The 17606-nt window shown below is 38.5% G+C and carries 12 protein-coding genes; 10 read left to right on the forward strand and 2 right to left on the reverse strand.

Features of this window, described 5'->3' with window-relative positions; genetic code table 11:
* The first annotated feature begins 36 nt into the window (after window positions 1-36).
* Window positions 37-225: a hypothetical protein gene (locus tag ACQY77_RS06765; RefSeq protein WP_421938739.1), complete on the forward strand. Its 189-nt coding sequence runs from the start codon at window positions 37-39 to the stop codon at window positions 223-225.
* A gap of 16 nt (window positions 226-241) precedes the next feature.
* On the opposite strand, the gene ACQY77_RS06770 is transcribed toward ACQY77_RS06765, so the two are convergent.
* Window positions 242-1168, reverse strand: coding sequence for an AraC family transcriptional regulator (locus ACQY77_RS06770; protein ID WP_421938738.1), 927 nt, complete (start codon window positions 1166-1168; stop codon window positions 242-244).
* Between the two features lie 236 nt (window positions 1169-1404).
* Here ACQY77_RS06770 and ACQY77_RS06775 point away from each other — a divergent pair, with 236 nt between their 5' ends.
* From ACQY77_RS06775 to ACQY77_RS06785, 3 genes are all read left to right on the forward strand, one after another.
* The gene (locus tag ACQY77_RS06775; RefSeq protein ID WP_421938737.1) at window positions 1405-2910 is read left to right on the forward strand and encodes an aldehyde dehydrogenase family protein; all 1506 of its coding nucleotides are present in this window, start codon (window positions 1405-1407) and stop codon (window positions 2908-2910) included.
* Window positions 2911-2936: 26 nt separating this feature from the next.
* Window positions 2937-3368: a DUF779 domain-containing protein gene (locus tag ACQY77_RS06780; protein ID WP_421938736.1), complete on the forward strand. Its 432-nt coding sequence runs from the start codon at window positions 2937-2939 to the stop codon at window positions 3366-3368.
* A gap of 120 nt (window positions 3369-3488) precedes the next feature.
* Window positions 3489-3695: a hypothetical protein gene (locus ACQY77_RS06785; RefSeq protein WP_421938735.1), complete on the forward strand. Its 207-nt coding sequence runs from the start codon at window positions 3489-3491 to the stop codon at window positions 3693-3695.
* On the opposite strand, the gene ACQY77_RS06790 is transcribed toward ACQY77_RS06785, so the two are convergent.
* On the reverse strand, window positions 3692-4093 hold the full coding sequence (locus ACQY77_RS06790) for a thiol-disulfide oxidoreductase DCC family protein (protein WP_421938734.1): 402 nt from the start codon (window positions 4091-4093) through the stop codon (window positions 3692-3694). The genes ACQY77_RS06785 and ACQY77_RS06790 overlap by 4 nt on opposite strands.
* A 120-nt stretch (window positions 4094-4213) precedes the next feature.
* Between ACQY77_RS06790 and ACQY77_RS06795 the strand changes: the two genes are divergently transcribed.
* From ACQY77_RS06795 to ACQY77_RS06820, 6 genes are all read left to right on the forward strand, one after another.
* Entirely contained in the window at window positions 4214-5053 is an 840-nt protein-coding gene (locus ACQY77_RS06795) for an aminotransferase class IV (RefSeq protein ID WP_421938733.1), read from the forward strand.
* Between the two features lie 107 nt (window positions 5054-5160).
* Window positions 5161-5706 carry a bifunctional pyr operon transcriptional regulator/uracil phosphoribosyltransferase PyrR gene (gene pyrR, locus ACQY77_RS06800; RefSeq protein ID WP_421938732.1) on the forward strand — a complete coding sequence of 182 codons (546 nt, stop codon included), beginning with the start codon at window positions 5161-5163 and terminating at the stop codon, window positions 5704-5706.
* A 6-nt stretch (window positions 5707-5712) separates the two neighbouring features.
* Complete coding sequence (locus ACQY77_RS06805; protein ID WP_090881130.1) at window positions 5713-6642, forward strand: aspartate carbamoyltransferase catalytic subunit; 930 nt, start codon at window positions 5713-5715, stop codon at window positions 6640-6642.
* A gap of 320 nt (window positions 6643-6962) precedes the next feature.
* Entirely contained in the window at window positions 6963-9986 is a 3024-nt protein-coding gene (locus ACQY77_RS06810; protein WP_421938731.1) for a tetratricopeptide repeat protein, read from the forward strand.
* Window positions 9987-9991: 5 nt separating this feature from the next.
* Window positions 9992-11701 (forward strand): hypothetical protein, encoded by a 1710-nt coding sequence (locus tag ACQY77_RS06815; RefSeq protein WP_421938730.1) that lies wholly within the window; start codon window positions 9992-9994, stop codon window positions 11699-11701.
* A 523-nt stretch (window positions 11702-12224) separates the two neighbouring features.
* Window positions 12225-17588 (forward strand): beta strand repeat-containing protein, encoded by a 5364-nt coding sequence (locus ACQY77_RS06820; RefSeq protein ID WP_421938729.1) that lies wholly within the window; start codon window positions 12225-12227, stop codon window positions 17586-17588.
* The last annotated feature ends 18 nt before the right edge of the window (window positions 17589-17606 follow it).

Raw genomic sequence — 17606 nt, forward strand, 5'->3', positions numbered from 1 at the left:
GTTGTGCTTCCATACTTATTGTAAAATCCAATACGCATGAGTGAGTTAAAAAACAAAAAAAAATTGAGCGGAGCGGCATTACTGATTACTGTTGTAATGGTAAATGATGCACCCGGTTTTATCCGGTATCCCTTATTATTTATTAGTATAATTTTAATGCTTTGGAACTTGTACAATTATTACAAAATTTCAGAAAAACAAATCGGGCAAAAGGCCGGTCTATAAAAAACCGGCCTTTTGCCTAATGTATTAAACTCATTTGGGCTTGTTGCTGAAAAACTCCCGGGGTAATGCCAACCAGCTTTTTAAATGTTCTGATAAAATAATTTGCATCACTAAAGCCTAATTCGTAGCTAATGGATGCCACCTTTGATCCAGGCTGTGAAAGTAACATCTTCGCCTTGTTTATTTTTTCTGTAAGGATGAAATCATTCGGACTAATCCCCAATTCTCTCTTAAACAGCCGATAAAATGTGGCCTTGCTCATACATGCTTTATCACTTAGACTGTTAATACTTATTTTTTCGTTCAGATTAGTTTTAATGTAGTTTAACACGTAGGCCAGTGGGTTGTTATTAAGATTGTTTGCATCATCAGAAATCGTTTTAAGGTTTTGAGTCTGCATAATCCTTACCAGCAACTCTTTCAAAGTTAAATCTGCCAACACATCCTTTTCTTTAGATCGTTCTGAGCAAATCCTGATAACTTTATTAATCAGGTAGGCAATCTCTTCATTATTGTAGAAATGGTACTGATCATAGTTCAGCAACCACTTTTCATTGCTCCCCTCCTTGGGGAAAAATTCATTGAGATAGGTAATGGTTTTCTTAATCTGTTCCTGGTCAATGGCCAATGCTATGCACTGTGTCGGATTTGAATCTGAGGCTTCAGGAAAATCGATTTTCATCGTCACCGCAGGAGGCACAATTACCGTTTGACCAGGAAAATAATCAAACCCTTTTTTATCCAGTAAATGCATCACCTTTTTTCCCCTCAACATGCTGGTGATCACAAAATCGTTAAAAGTGAGTGGAACTTTATAAGACTCAGTGTAAGTTTCAAAAACATTCAGCTCACACCTTTCAAGCGTGTAGGAAGTTCTGTTCTCTACCAGAGTTTGAAGCGTTTCAGATGCACTTAGGTTTACCTGATCTAGTATATGTGGCATAATCTGAAAGATTTGGTTAGACATATTTACTGGTAATCAAATATAAAGTTTATTTCAGTAAGGTTACAAAGCCTGAAACAATAATGCTATCATTTGAGCCGATTATACTATCTGTTGGTTTGTTTTTGCTATTAGGTTTGTATTAACCAAATCTGAGATCGTTACATCATGATGAGCCAATTTTTCCACTCGGAAGGAGTTGTTCCTGAAGATGCATCGATGAAATAATCATAATTATGGAAAACTTAATTGAGAGACCAAGCTTTAAATCCCATTACGACAATTACATTGGCGGAGCATTTGTTGCCCCAGTTAAAGGCAATTATTTCGATAACATATCACCAATTGACGGCAAAGTATTTACCAAAGCCGCACATTCTACCAAAGAGGATTTGGAGCTTGCGGTTAATGCCGCTCATGAAGCTTTTAAAACCTGGAGTAAAACTTCCGCAACCGAGCGAAGCATTATCTTAAATAAGATTGCACAGCGGATGGAAGATAACCTGGAGTACCTGGCTACAGTTGAAACCATCGATAACGGAAAAGCTGTTAGGGAAACCCTGGCTGCTGATTTACCCCTTGGCATTGACCACTTCAGGTATTTTGCAGGGGTAATTCGTGCTGAAGAAGGTTCTCTTTCGGAATTAGATCAGCACACGGTTTCACTGATTGTTCATGAACCCATTGGTGTGGTAGCGCAGATTATCCCCTGGAACTTCCCCTTGCTAATGGGCATATGGAAACTGGCACCGGCACTAGCCGCAGGCAACTGTGTGGTATTAAAACCAGCAGAAAGCACGCCAATATCCATCATGGTATTGATGGAATTAATCGGAGACCTTCTCCCTCCAGGTGTAGTAAACGTTGTTAATGGATTCGGATCAGAGTTGGGCAGGGCCCTGGTTACCAATCCGAAAGTTTCTAAAGCCGCCTTTACAGGTTCAACACCTACTGGCAGACTGGTTATGCAATACGCAACAGAAAACATCATTCCGGTAACCTTAGAATTGGGTGGAAAATCTCCGAACATATTTTTCAGCTCGGTAATGGATGAAGATGATGCTTTCCTGGATAAAGCTGTAGAAGGCGCCGTAATGTTTGCGCTTAACCAGGGAGAAATTTGTACCTGTCCTTCCCGCCTGTTAATTCAGGAAGATATATATGATCGGTTTATTGCCAAAGTAATTGAGCGGACAAAGGCCATTAAAATTGGAAGCCCTTTAGACAAAACGGTTATGATGGGTGCCCAGGCTTCCAAAATCCAATTTGAAAAAATAGCAGCTTATATAAAACTCGGGCAAGAAGAAGGTGCTGAGGTTTTAACTGGTGGCGAAATCAATCAGCTGCCCGGTGATCTGGGAGGTGGTTATTATATTAAGCCCACCATTTTCAAAGGACATAATAAAATGAGGATTTTCCAGGAGGAGATTTTTGGCCCGGTGCTCGCTGTTACTACTTTCAAAAATGTTGAAGAAGCCATTGAAATTGCAAATGATACCCTGTATGGATTAGGCGCAGGTGTATGGACGAGAGATGCTCATGAACTCTATCAGGTTCCGAGGGCTATACAAGCTGGGCGCGTATGGGTAAATCAGTATCATGCCTATCCCGCAGGAGCACCGTTTGGTGGTTACAAGCAGTCGGGTGTAGGAAGGGAAAACCATAAAATGATGCTTGGACATTACCGCCAAACTAAAAATATGTTAATTTCTTATGATAAGAACAAACTGGGGTTCTTTTAATAAAAAAAATAATCGCCCGTTAACTAATGAGTACCGCAGGTGATCTGGTATCGATCTGCGGTATTTATTTTAGAAGAATTGACATGATCAACAGAATTGACAGTACAGATGCAGCGAAAGCCTTAATTGCCACGTTAAAAGAAAAATATGGAGAATTGATGTTCTATCAGGCAGGTGGCTGTTGTGAAGGCACGCAACCCCAGTGTTTTGAAAAGGGAGGTTATTATTTAAGGATGAGAGATGTATGCCTGGGCGAAGTAGAAGGCTGTGAATTTTGGGTAGACAGAGATCTTTACGAATACTGGAAGTTTTCTCATTTTACCCTTGACGTACTGGATGGCTTTGGCGTGGGTGGATTCTCATTAGAAACTCCCCTTCAAAAAACCTTTAAGATTCATTATCGCCTTTTTACATCAGATGAACTGGAAAATTTAGTACCTGTTAAAACAGCAGAGTAAACTTGTTTCGGTTAGGTTTAAGTCAGTCAGGGAAAATCCTGGCTGGCTTTTTTAATTTAAGCCCACGTCTGTAGACTAAAATTTAAAAAAATATCCAATCTTTGAAGGAAATTCAGAACAATGCGAAGATTCCTTGCTGTTATTTGCAGCCTACTTACCTTATTTGCGATCAGAGAAACCGTTTATATCTTCACTACAATGGATAAGGATGTGGTGAGCCAAAGAAGTATGCTTATTTTAACTGCGCTCAGCATCACCATTCCCCTGTTTATCCTCTCTTTTTGGTTGTGGATTCCGAGACCTAAGCAGGCAGAAAAGGCTGATTAAGGAATAAACTTATTTTTTAGTGCTGGCATAGGCAGCCAACAGCTTTCTTGTTTACCCCACCATTTGTAACGGTTTTTAGCAATAATATCATAAAACCAATCGCGGATAACTTTAGGAATAACAATAAGACCATAAAGTAATGGCCATAATCCTGAAAGTTTTTTGGTAATGCGCAAAGCTGCCGATGATTTAGTATACAACCTGCCTTCATCCAACAAAAGAATTGAATTTAACTTATAGGGTATAATATCAAATTCTGGTAAAATGGCTGAGGCAAATTCACCTTGCAGCGGGCTGAAGCTAAAGTGATCTTTTTGGTCATGTCTAATCACAAATTGTACGGCTGAATTACACAGATTACAAACACCATCGAAGAAAATTACTGCATTTTGCGACATCTCCAAAACTAACCATTATACACTTAAAAACATGTTTGTGTATTAATCCTGTTCAAAATTAGGAAATACTAGCATTAAAATAATTTATGCTGTAAATTAGCTAAGCTAATCTATCAAAAGATGTACGTTTCAATTAACAACCAACTTTTCAATCAGGAAGAGGCCAGTCTCTCTGTTTCTGATTTATCCATTCAAAGAGGATATGGTATTTTTGATTTTTTAAAGACAATCAATAATAAACCGATCTTTTTAGCTGATTATTTGAATAGATTCTTTAATTCTGCCAAAGAAATGCATTTGCCGGTTCCTTTTTCGAGAACAGAACTGCAGGAATCAATTGAAAAACTGATTGAAAAGAATGCAATAGCCAATTCGGGGATTAAAATTATCCTTACAGGAGGTTATTCCGAAGATGGTTATACCATGTCTAAACCAAATTTAGTCATTGTGCAATCGCCTCTGGAAATTAATGAGCACTATGCAGGCAATGGGGTATCCCTGGTTACCTATAATCACCAACGGCAGATCCCGCATGTTAAAACGATAGATTACCTTCAGGCCATCAGGCTTCAAAATTTTGTAAAAGAACGTGGAGCTGAAGACCTGCTTTATCATCAAAATGGCTTCATTAGAGAATGTCCAAGAGCGAACTTCTTTATCGTTACCGAAAATGAAATTATCACCCCTAAAAGTGAAATTTTAAAGGGAATTACGCGGAGTAAGATCCTGGGGTTAAACCTTGAAGATTACACGTTTGTTGAGCGAGATTTTAAACTGGAAGATGTTTACAAGGCAAAGGAAGCCTTTATCAGCAGCTCAACCAAAAATGCATTCCCGGTTTACCGGGTAGATGGGAAGCAGATTGGTGATGGCCAAAACAGGATTGTTAAGTTAATTAATACACAATTACTGCAACTGATTAAGCAGGACCAGGAGGAAGTTGCAGAGTTAAAAGTTTAGTTTTTTAATAATTGTTACTGAATCGTTTAGCCCATTTATGCATGCATAACGAACATTCAACTTTCCAAGCTTAAAACATTTTTATATATTTGCCCAATCCTTCTTCCATGCAAAAGAAAACACTTCTTGACGGACAAAAAATTCAGATTACAATTAAGAGGCTTTGCCATCAATTAATTGAAAACCACGACGATTTCTCGAATACTGTTTTAGTTGGCATACAACCAAGGGGTATTTTTTTTGCCGATCGCATCCATCAGGAGCTTCAATCTATTTTAAAGAATAAGAAAATCCTTAAAGGAAACCTTGACATTACTTTTTTCAGAGATGATTTCCGAAGAAAAGATGGCATTGTTACAGCAAGCAGTAATTCTATCGATTTCATTATCGAAGGCAAGAAAGTAATCTTAATTGATGATGTACTTTGGACAGGCAGAACAATCAGGGCAGCACTTGATGCACTTTTGGCTTATGGTCGACCAGAAAAAGTAGAACTCATGGTTTTAATCGACCGTAGATTCAGCAGGCATCTTCCTATTGAGCCCGATTATATTGGCCATCAAGTAGATAGCTTAAATTCGCAACAGGTAAAAGTAACCTGGACGAGCGAAGGAGGAGAAGATAAAGTAACCTTATTATCAGAAAAGCAATAATATAAAATGGCAGCAGAAAAACTATCAACCCGACATCTTTTAGGCATTAAAGACATTAATCGGAATGATATTGAATTAATTTTCGAAACTGCAGATAATTTCAAAGAAGTGATTAACAGGCCGATTAAAAAAGTGCCTTCACTACGCGATATTACTATTGCCAATATATTCTTTGAAAATTCTACGAGAACCAAACTCTCATTCGAACTTGCAGAAAAAAGACTTTCGGCAGATGTGGTAAACTTTGCAGCATCCTCTTCTTCGGTAAGCAAGGGAGAAACCCTGATTGATACGGTTAATAATATTTTATCAATGAAGGTGGATATGGTGGTTATGCGCCATCCATATGCAGGAGCGGGCCAGTTTCTAAGCAAACACGTTAAAGCTCAGATTGTAAATGCAGGTGATGGTGCACACGAGCATCCTACACAGGCCTTACTGGATGCTTTTTCAATCCGCCAAAAACTAGGTGACGTAGCAGGTAAAAAAGTGGTCATTGTGGGCGATATCCTGCATTCACGTGTGGCTATTTCCAACATCCTTTGCCTGCAACGCTTAGGTGCAGAAGTAATGGTTTGCGGGCCTACAACTTTGATTCCTAAACACATTCACCAATTGGGTGTAAAAGTAGAACATAATCTCATTAAAGCACTTAACTGGTGTGATGTAGCCAACATGCTACGCATTCAGTTAGAACGCCAGGACATTAAATATTTCCCATCATTAAGGGAATACGCCTTAATGTATGGCTTAAATAAACAGATTCTGGATAACCTCGACAAAGAAATTATCGTGATGCACCCGGGTCCGATAAACCGTGGCGTAGAGATTACCAGCGATGTAGCAGATAGCAAACAATCTATCATTTTAGACCAGGTAGAAAATGGTGTCGCAGTAAGAATGGCGGTGCTGTATTTATTGGCAAGTCAGGGGTAAGGAATGGTTTGGGGCTGAGTTGGTTAACTGCGTAATTGCTTTATTGGTGACTTGCTGAGTTGTTGAGTTGGTTAATCGGCTAACTGTTTAATCGACTAACTGTGTAAGCAGTTTAACAATACCCCACCCCAATCAATTCAACAATATATACTTTTTGCCAGGCAACAATTAAACACCCTTCCCTTTTTTCCACATTCGCAAAAGCCCGATACCAATTCTAAAATCCTTTCGTTAAAACTGTGTTATTAACAGATGTTAATTATTTCTGTTGATAAGCATTGATACTATTTCTAATTTAGTACCAACCATATTTGAAACCGATGCAAAGAAAATACTTACTAGTTCCGCTATTAGTAGCAGGAAGCATAAGCACGCATGCGCAGGTTAGCGCTGTTCAAACCCTGAATAAAAACTACCAAACGGGCTTAGAGTTACTAGATAAAGAAAAATATACGGCGGCATCTCAGCAATTTAAACTTGTTGAGCAACAACGATATAAGCCTTCTACCCAGACAGAAAGCAATGCCGAATTATCTACCTTAAAAGAAAATGCCAAGTTCTACGCCGCAGTTTGTGCGCTGGAGCTGAATAACAGTGATGCTGAAAGTTTATTTCAATCTTTCATTCGCGACTATCCTTTGAATCCCAATACCAAGCTGGCTTATTTCCATGTTGGCAAATCGTATTTCAATCAGAAAAACTACAAGAAAGCATTAGAATGGTTTGAAAAAACAGATCCTTCCATGCTATCTGGCAAACAACGCACGGAGTACCAGTTTAAGCAGGCATATGCTTATTTCATGCAGCAGGATTATGAAAAAGCAGAGCCTTTATTTGAAGCGGTTAAAAAGGAAAAAGGCGATTTTCAGGAAAGTGCCACTTATTACTTTGCTTACATCAATTACTTAAACAAGGAATATAAAACAGCCCTGGCTAATTTCGAAAAGCTGAAAGGCTCCCCTACTTATGAAGCAAGCTACCCATATTACATTACTTCAATGTATTATCTGGATGAACGCTATGACGATGTGATCGAGTATGCTTTGCCTGTTATGCAAAAAACTAAACAACAGTATGAACCGGAGATGTTAAGTTTAGTTGCAGCCTCTTATTTCGCTAAATCTGAGTTCAAAAACGCGGAAAAGTATTTTGCCGAGTATTACGCTAAAGATAAAAGTGAGACGAAAAACAATCTTTTTATTTACCAATACGGATACTCTTTATTCCAGAATAAAAAGTATAAGGAATCGGTAGCTGTTTTAGAAAAACTAAATACAGACGATGTGTACCTTCAGAATGGTATGCATACTTTAGGTAAAGCCTTCATCCAGCTTGGAGAAAAACCGAAAGCTCAGAGTGCATTTTTCAGGGCTTCCCGTTTAGAATTTGATAAAGGGATTCAGGAAGAAGCCTGGTTAAACTATGCTAAATTAAGTTATGAACTGGAGTTTCACCAACAGGCTTTAGAGGCTACACAAGGTTTCTTAAAGCAATTTCCACGTTCAAGAAAAATTAATGAAGCTAAAACCCTTTTAGGAGAAGTTTTATTAACAACGAAAAATTATCAGGCCGCTGTTGATATCCTTGAACCCATTCCGGATAAAAACCTGGAGGCAAAAGAAGCGTACCAAAAAGTAACTTATTTCCGTGGGTTAGAATTTTATAACGAGCGGGCCTTCCCAAATGCTTTATCGATGTTCTTACGTTCGGAGAAATTCACTGAAGATAACGAGATCCATGCATTGAGTACTTACTGGAAAGCTGAATCGATGTACGAACTACGCAAGTTTGGTGAAGCCGTTAGTACCTTTGAAAAATTCTTAAAAATGCCTGATGCCGATAAAACCGGTGTCTATAATTTCGCAAACTATGCTTTAGCCTATGCGGCTTTTGAAGACGAAAAATACAGTAAGGCAGCAAACTACTTTGAGAAGTTTTTAGCAGGGAACGACAAAGACCAGAAGACCATTGATGATGCGACCATCCGTTTAGCCGATTCTTACTTTGTAAATAAGAGTTATGGAGATGCAATGGCCAACTACAATAAAATCATAAGCCGAAAAAATAGTGCCGAAGATTATGCCTTATTCCAAAAGGGAATGATCCAGGGATTAGAGAATCAATACGATACTAAAATTTCGACGATGCAGGCCTTATTAAAGCAATTTCCAAACTCTAATTACGCAGATGACGCAGGTTTTGAAACGGCTTATACCTATTTTACCAAAGGCGATTTCGATAGATCAAAATCTGATTTGGTTGAATTAGTAGCCAAATATCCGCACAGCAGTTACGTGCCGAAAGCATTGGTGACTATCGGTTTAGTACAATACAATCAGGATCAGGACGAAGCTGCTTTAGAATCGTTTAAAAAAGTTATCCGCGATTATCCTAGCGCCGACGAGGCTAAGCAGGCACTTGAATCCATCAAAAACATCTATGTTGATAAAGGAGATGCCAATGGATTTATCGCTTATGCAGGAACAACCCCATTGGGTAATTACTCCAATGCAGAACAAGATAATATTGTTTTTGCCGCTGCCAATAACCTGTATTTAAAAGGTGATGCCAATGGCGCTTTTTCTGCCATTAATGCCTACTTCGATAAATTCCCGAAAGCAATACACGAGAAGGAAGCCAAATTTATCAGAGCTGAATCATTGGTTAAATTGGGAAGAGCAGATGAGGCCATTGCCGACTACGAATTCATCCTTAATGACTGGACAAGTGATTATACCGAACGTTCATTGTTAAGCATCTCTAAAGTATTCTTAGATCAGAAAAAATACAATGAGGCCATCGTTTATTTAAAACGTTTAGAAACTACAACAGATTACAAGGCGCATTATGGCTATGCCATTAACAACCTGTTAAAAGCTTATACGGCTTTAAATATGCCTGATGACATGATCAAATATGCCCAGTTAACTAAAGAGTCTGAAAAAGCATCTGAAGAAGAAAAAAACAGTTCTGGTTTATATTCTGGTAAGGCTTATTTATTAAAAGGAGATACCACTACCGCAGTTAAAGAATTCAAGAATGTGGTTGCCAAAACTAAAACTGTTGCGGCTGCAGAGGCTAAGTATAACCTGGCCTTCTTAGAATATATGAAAGGTGATTATAAAACCTCTTCTAAAACCTGCTTTGATCTCATTAACAATATGGCATCTTATGATTATTGGGTAGCTAAAGCATTTATTCTTTTATCTGATAATTATGTTGCCTTAAAAGATAATTTACAGGCAAAAAGTACGCTTCTGAGTATCATTGATAATTATGAGGGCAAGGATGATATCATCCCTACAGCCAAAGAAAAACTTGAAAAACTAAACAAGAAGAAGTAGAAATTATGAAGTCGATTAAATATATATATAGTTCACTGTTTTTTTTAGCTGTTGGATTAATGTCTGCACAGGCGCAGGATAAAAAAACTGAGGAAAAGGAAAAAGAAAAATCTACCGTAAGTGAAGAAATTGAAGTAGTTCGTCCGTACAAACCTATCCTTGCAGAAGCGGTAAAACTGAGAAGAAGTCCGAATTTGGATGATGTTAAAACCTATAAAGCCCGTTTAAATTATAGTGTTACGGACCGGAAATTAGAATTGAACAGCGATATCCAGAAATTACAGGCGCAGGCCCTTGTTGATGAAAAGCAATATGAGCTGATTAATAACTATGTAAAAGGAGGTTTTGGTTCTTTAGCCACCTTATTAGGAGAGGTTTACATCAATAATGGAAGAGACGAGGGACTTCAGTTTGGCGGCTACTTTAAGCACTTTTCTCAGGAAGGAAAATTAAACAAACAGAATAGCAGCACCCAACAGTTTAGCTTATTTGGCAGGAGTATTTTAGAGGAAAACACCGTAAGTGGCAGAATTAACTTCGAACGCAATGGAACGTATTTCTATGGAATAGATAATGACAAACCAGCTTTAAATCCTAATCCTGAAAAGCAGGCTTTAACTTTTTTTGAAGCTGAGGGAGAATTGGTTAAAAATTATGTAGAAGACCCTGATGCTTTCAGCTATGCGCTTAAGGCGAATGCATACATTTGGAATGATAAATTTGATGCAAAGGAAAATTATTTAACCCTGAATGGATATTTGAATAAAAGAATCAGTTCATTCAACTTAGGCTTGGCTGCTTCTACCGAATTTGGAAGCACAAAAGACGCCTTAACAAGTGTTGGCAATAACCTGCTCCGTTTAAATCCTTATATCCGTTTGCAGGTTAAAGGTGCTAAAGTTACTGCCGGAATCAACTTTGTTCAGGAATTTGGTGCCTTCAGCAGTACAAAACTATTCCCTGCGGTTACAGCAGACTTCACATTAATTCCTGATTACTTACAAATTTTCGGAGAAGTTAAAGGTGATGTAAACAGAAACTCATTGAAAAGTTTTACCGATGAAAATCCTTGGTTAAACAACAACATCCTTGTTAAAAATACTGTTGAGAAGTTAAGTATCAGCGCGGGTATTAAAGGTACAGGCGGACCAGGTTTTGGTTACAAAGCACGCCTTTATATCAAACAGTTTGATGATATGCCTTTGTTCGTTAACAACTTCGACAACTTTAATAAGTTTGATGTGATTTACGATTTTGGTAAAACCAAACTTACCGGCTTAGAGGGTGAGATTTCTGTTCAGGTAAGTGATGCCTTAAAATGGACAGGAAAACTTAATATCGACGATTGGAAACCTGCCTCTGAAACTTATAGCTGGTTTAAACCCGGTTTAAAAGTGAGTTCAAATCTTAGCTATACCTACAACAAAAAATTAAGTTTTACTGCTGGTGTAGTAATTCAGGATGATGTAAAAGCTAAAGTAAATGTAGCACAGCCCGTAAATCCTTTACTTTACGTAGTACCAAATCCATCGATCGAATCCATTGTAACTGTTAAGGGTTTTGTTGATTTAGGCTTAGGTGCAGATTACAGAATCAATAATAAATTCTCGGTGTTTGCAAAAGCGAACAATATCTTAAATACCAATTACAGCAAATACTTGTACTACCAAGTGAACGGGTTTAATATCTTCGGCGGATTAACTTATTCGTTCTAAAAGATAAGTTTATACGGTCTGAATTTTCGATAATTCCTAAAGCGTCTTTAAGCAATTAAAGACGCTTTTTCTTTTTGCTGCAATACTATGCATAAATTGCATTAATGACTATTCATTTTTTTACCCTAAACAGAAAAAAACAAATACCTGACTAGCTATTCACGTTAAATTCTTGATTAGAATTTTTAGCTCTTCGGGAAATTATTTGGCTTAAAACAACCCATCTATTACATAAGATTGAGTAATACCAACCTGCAGATTCTTCTAATTTATCACGCGGATATACTCAAAATATTTAATTTGATCTGAATATTGATTTTCCTTTAAGACGCTCCACCACAACTCACAACAAGCTGAAAATCAAATCATTTAATTTAAAATTAGATTAAAAAATACTTTAATCTTAATTGAGGAGGATTCCATTTCAATTAAGATTAATACTTTTTCTAATCCTGATGATGAAGTTTATACTATTCTGCTGCATCCCCTAGCAAGAATAATGTTCATCTCTAATCTAAATTTTATGAAGAAACAGCATTTACTCTTAATGCCGTTTTTAACTTTAGTTATGCTATTTGGTATAACTGTAAAAACGGATGCGCAGGTACCACAGCAGTTCAACTATCAGGGAGCTGCCAGAAATGCAAGTGGAACACCGCTTGTCAACAAAAACCTTTCCTTAAGGTTAAGTATTGTTGACGGTTCTCCAAATGGTGAAGTTCAATACACGGAGACACGAACGGTCACAACAAATACACTGGGGCTTTACAGTGTGGTTATCGGATCGCCAGGCGCCAGCAGTAAAACCGGAACCATATCGGGAGTAAGCTGGGCAAGTGGTTTAAAATATATACGGGTAGAGGTAGATCCAAATAATGGATCAAACTTTAGTATAGCTGGTACTGCACAACTACTAAGTGTACCTTATGCACTTTATGCTGCAAATGGACCAACTTCTGCACCCGAAACCATTACTACCCTAGTAGATAACAAGGATGGTACATACAGCTATAAAAGTGAGAACAATACCGTAACATTAATCAATGTTCCAGCAGCCGTAAAAGCCAATTTTCAGGATATCCTTAACGATAATGCTGTTAAAACAGCAATTACACAGCTGGTAAATCAAAATGCTGGCAATGTAAGTTACGATGTGACCAACCAGCGTTTTACATATAAGGATAATAACGGTGCCGTCCAAACCGTAAACCTCACACAACTGATTAAAAGTAATGAAACCATTACCACATTAACAGATAACCAGGATGGCACATACAGCTATAAAAGTGAGAACAATACAATCACACTAATCAATGTTCCCGCAGCGGTAAAAGCCAATTTTCAGAATATCCTCAATGACAATAATGTAAAAACGGCGATTACACAACTTGTTAATCAGAATGCCGGTAATTTAAGTTACGATGTAACGAATCAAAGTTTTACTTATAAGGATGCAAATGGAAATATTCAAGCTGTAAACCTAAGCCAGTTGGTAAAAGCAGCCGAAACTACAACTACATTAATAGATAATGGTAACGGAACATATACTTATAACAATGAAAAAGGAGCCGCAACAATAATAAACGTTGGAGCCAGCGTAAAAAATAATTTTCAAGACATCTTAAATGATCAAACAGTTCGGAACTTACTCACGCAATTGATTAACCAAAATGCAGGAAATGTAACTTATGATCTGGCTTCAAAATCGTTCAGGTTTAAAGATATTAATGGAAACCCACAGGTAATTGACCTTGCAGCATTGGTAAAATCAAGCGAAACCCTCACTACCCTAACCAAAGATGCCACAACTTCCATCTATACCTATAAAAACGAAGCCGGGACAGATGTAAACATCGATGTAATTGGCGATGTGAAGAACAATTTTTCCGATATCATCAATAACCCTGCAGTGAAAACATTACTGGAAACCATGGTAACCAACACTAAAGGAACAGTAACTTTCAATGCAACCAATAACCAGTTCAGCTATACCGATGCCACCGGAAACCAGCAGGTAATTGACCTTGCAACTTTGGTAAAATCCAGCGAAACCCTCACTACCCTCATCAAAGATGCCACAACTTCGGTTTATACCTATAAAAATGAAGCCGGGACAGATGTAAACATCGATGTAATTGGCGATGTGAAGAACAATTTTTCCGATATCATCAATAACCCTGCAGTGAAAACATTACTGGAAACCATGGTAACCAACACTAAAGGAACAGTAACTTTCAATGCAACCAATAACCAGTTCAGCTATACCGATGCCACCGGAAACCCACAGGTAATTGACCTTGCTGCATTGGTAAAATCTAGCGAAACCCTCACTACCCTCACCAAAGATGCCACCACTTCGGTTTATACTTATAAAAACGAAGCCGGGACAGATGTAAACATCGATGTAATTGGCGATGTGAAGAACAATTTTTCCGATATCATCAATAACCCTGCAGTGAAAACATTATTGGAAACCATGGTAACCAACACCAAGGGAACAGTAACTTTCAATGCAACCAATAACCAGTTCAGTTATACCGATGCCACCGGAAACCCGCAGGTAATTGACCTTGCTGCATTGGTAAAATCTAGCGAAACACTCACTACCCTCACCAAAGATGCCACCACTTCGGTTTATACCTATAAGAACGAAGCCGGGACAGATGTAAACATCGATGTAATTGGCGATGTGAAGAACAATTTTTCCGATATCATCAATAACCCTGCAGTGAAAACATTACTGGAAACCATGGTAACCAACACCAAAGGAACAGTAACTTTCAATGCAACCAATAACCAGTTCAGCTATACCGATGCCACCGGAAACCCGCAGGTAATTGACCTTGCAACTTTGGTAAAATCAAGTGAAACACTCACTACCCTCACCAAAGATGCCACCACTTCGGTTTATACCTATAAAAACGAAGCCGGGACAGATGTGAACATCGATGTAATTGGTGATGTGAAGAACAATTTCTCCGATATCATCAATAACCCTGCAGTGAAAACATTACTGGAAACCATGGTAACCAACACCAAGGGAACAGTAACTTTCAATGCAACCAATAACCAGTTCAGCTATACCGACGCCACCGGAAACCCGCAGGTAATTGACCTTGCAGCACTGGTAAAATCAAGTGAAACCCTCACTACCCTCACCAAAGATGCCACCACTTCGGTTTATACTTATAAAAACGAAGCCGGGACAGATGTAAACATCGATGTAATTGGCGATGTGAAGAACAATTTTTCCGATATCATCAATAACCCTGCAGTGAAAATATTACTGGAAACCATGGTAACCAACACTAAAGGAACAGTAACTTTCAATGCAACCAATAACCAGTTCAGCTATACCGATGCCACCGGAAACCCGCAGGTAATTGACCTTGCAACTTTGGTAAAATCAAGTGAAACACTCACTACCCTCACCAAAGATGCCACCACTTCGGTTTATACCTATAAAAACGAAGCCGGGACAGATGTGAACATCGATGTAATTGGTGATGTGAAGAACAATTTCTCCGATATCATCAATAACCCTGCAGTGAAAACATTACTGGAAACCATGGTAACCAACACCAAGGGAACAGTAACTTTCAATGCAACCAATAACCAGTTCAGCTATACCGACGCCACCGGGAACCAGCAGGTAATTGACCTTGCAGCACTGGTAAAATCAAGTGAAACCCTCACTACCCTCACCAAAGATGCCACAACTTCGGTTTATACCTATAAAAATGAAGCCGGGACAGATGTAAACATCGATGTAATTGGCGATGTGAAGAACAATTTTTCAGATATCATCAATAACCCTGCAGTGAAAACATTACTGGAAACCATGGTAACCAACACTAAAGGAACAGTAACTTTCAATGCAACCAATAACCAGTTCAGCTATACCGATGCCACCGGAAACCCGCAGGTAATTGACCTTGCTGCATTGGTAAAATCCAGCGAAACCCTCACTACCCTCACCAAAGATGCCACCACTTCGGTTTATACTTATAAAAACGAAGCCGGGACAGATGTAAACATCGATGTAATTGGCGATGTGAAGAACAATTTTTCCGATATCATCAATAACCCTGCAGTGAAAACATTATTGGAAACCATGGTAACCAACACCAAGGGAACAGTAACTTTCAATGCAACCAATAACCAGTTCAGTTATACCGATGCCACCGGAAACCCGCAGGTAATTGACCTTGCTGCATTGGTAAAATCTAGCGAAACCCTCACTACCCTCACCAAAGATGCCACCACTTCGGTTTATACTTATAAAAACGAAGCCGGGACAGATGTAAACATCGATGTAATTGGTGATGTGAAGAACAATTTCTCCGATATCATCAATAACCCTGCAGTGAAAACATTACTGGAAACCATGGTAACCAACACCAAGGGAACAGTAACTTTCAATGCAACCAATAACCAGTTCAGCTATACCGACGCCACCGGAAACCCGCAGGTAATTGACCTTACAGCACTGGTAAAATCAAGTGAAACACTCACTACCCTCACCAAAGATGCCACAACTTCGGTTTATACTTATAAAAACGAAGCCGGGACAGATGTGAACATCGATGTAATTGGTGATGTGAAGAACAATTTTTCAGATATCATCAATAACCCTGCAGTGAAAACATTACTGGAAACCATGGTAACCAACACCAAAGGAACAGTAACTTTCAATGCAACCAATAACCAGTTCAGCTATACCGACGCCACCGGAAACCCGCAGGTAATTGACCTTGCAGCACTGGTAAAATCAAGTGAAACCCTCACTACCATTTCTTATGATAACTTAACCAATAATCTGTCATTTACAGGTGAGAATGGGACGCCGACCTTAATTAATTTGAACGAGGGAAGTATGTCTTATGACAGCGGAACAAACACCCTCACCTATAAAGACGCAAGTGGTGCTACAACCCCAATCGCACTGAACAACACTGATTTAAGCTATGATGCAACTGCAAAAGTTCTTACTTACAAAAACACTTTAGGAGCAGATCAGACTATAAATTTTGCAACATTGATTAAAGACAATGAAACCCAAACCAGCCTTACCGATGTGGTAACACAAGGTACGGATGGAATCGGCCAAACCTTTGATATCCACACATTAACCTATACGGACGAAAAAGGAATAGCCCACCCCATCAATCTTGCAACCCTGATTAAAGGCGTAGAAACTTTAACCACCTTAAATTATGACGGCGCCACGCATTCGTTGAACTATAAGGATGAAAAAGGTGCCATCACAACGTTTAACATGATCGATTTGATAGGAGAAACACAGACCTTAACCAAACTGGCCGTAAACACATCAACAGGAACTTTAGATTACACGGATGAAAATAAAGTGCTCAACAGCCTGGATATTTCTCAGGCTGTAAGAGAGCCCTGGTACAATAATTCGACCAATACAGGAGCAACGGCCAACACAGATGACATTTATACCAAAGGCTGGGTTGGAATAGGCTATACGTTGCCTTCAACGGATAATCCTAATGAAAAACTGAGGGTTAATGGGTCGATATCTTCGGTAAACGGCTCTTATGCAGATTATGTTTTTGAAGACTATTTCAAAGGTAAATCAACCATAAAAAATGATTACAAGTTTAAGAGTCTCGCTGAGGTAGACAATTTTATCAGGACATATAAACACCTTCCGGGCATAACTCCGATAACCAAACTGGAGAAAACAGATAAGGGTTACGCATTTAACCTTTCAGCTTTATCAATCCAATTATTAGAGAAAACTGAAGAGTTATATCTCCATGTGATTGAGCAGCAAAAACAGCTCGATAAAAAGAATAAGGAAATCGATGATTTAAAATTACGGTTAGAAAAACTGGAATCCCTATTAATTAAAAAATAATAAAGGGCATAAACCAGT

It is taken from the genome of Pedobacter sp., assembly GCF_965279535.1.
In the GTDB taxonomy this organism is placed as follows: domain Bacteria; phylum Bacteroidota; class Bacteroidia; order Sphingobacteriales; family Sphingobacteriaceae; genus Pedobacter.

Coding starts and splice junctions, on each gene's coding strand:
- ACQY77_RS06820 (WP_421938729.1), top strand. CDS start 12,225: ATGAAGAAACAGCATTTACTCTTAATGCCGTTTTTAACTTTAGTTATG.
- ACQY77_RS06765 (WP_421938739.1), top strand. CDS start 37: ATGAGTGAGTTAAAAAACAAAAAAAAATTGAGCGGAGCGGCATTACTG.
- pyrR (WP_421938732.1), top strand. CDS start 5,161: ATGCAAAAGAAAACACTTCTTGACGGACAAAAAATTCAGATTACAATT.
- ACQY77_RS06785 (WP_421938735.1), top strand. CDS start 3,489: ATGCGAAGATTCCTTGCTGTTATTTGCAGCCTACTTACCTTATTTGCG.
- ACQY77_RS06815 (WP_421938730.1), top strand. CDS start 9,992: ATGAAGTCGATTAAATATATATATAGTTCACTGTTTTTTTTAGCTGTT.
- ACQY77_RS06805 (WP_090881130.1), top strand. CDS start 5,713: ATGGCAGCAGAAAAACTATCAACCCGACATCTTTTAGGCATTAAAGAC.
- ACQY77_RS06770 (WP_421938738.1), bottom strand. CDS start 1,168: ATGCCACATATACTAGATCAGGTAAACCTAAGTGCATCTGAAACGCTT.
- ACQY77_RS06790 (WP_421938734.1), bottom strand. CDS start 4,093: ATGTCGCAAAATGCAGTAATTTTCTTCGATGGTGTTTGTAATCTGTGT.
- ACQY77_RS06810 (WP_421938731.1), top strand. CDS start 6,963: ATGCAAAGAAAATACTTACTAGTTCCGCTATTAGTAGCAGGAAGCATA.
- ACQY77_RS06775 (WP_421938737.1), top strand. CDS start 1,405: ATGGAAAACTTAATTGAGAGACCAAGCTTTAAATCCCATTACGACAAT.
- ACQY77_RS06795 (WP_421938733.1), top strand. CDS start 4,214: ATGTACGTTTCAATTAACAACCAACTTTTCAATCAGGAAGAGGCCAGT.
- ACQY77_RS06780 (WP_421938736.1), top strand. CDS start 2,937: ATGAGTACCGCAGGTGATCTGGTATCGATCTGCGGTATTTATTTTAGA.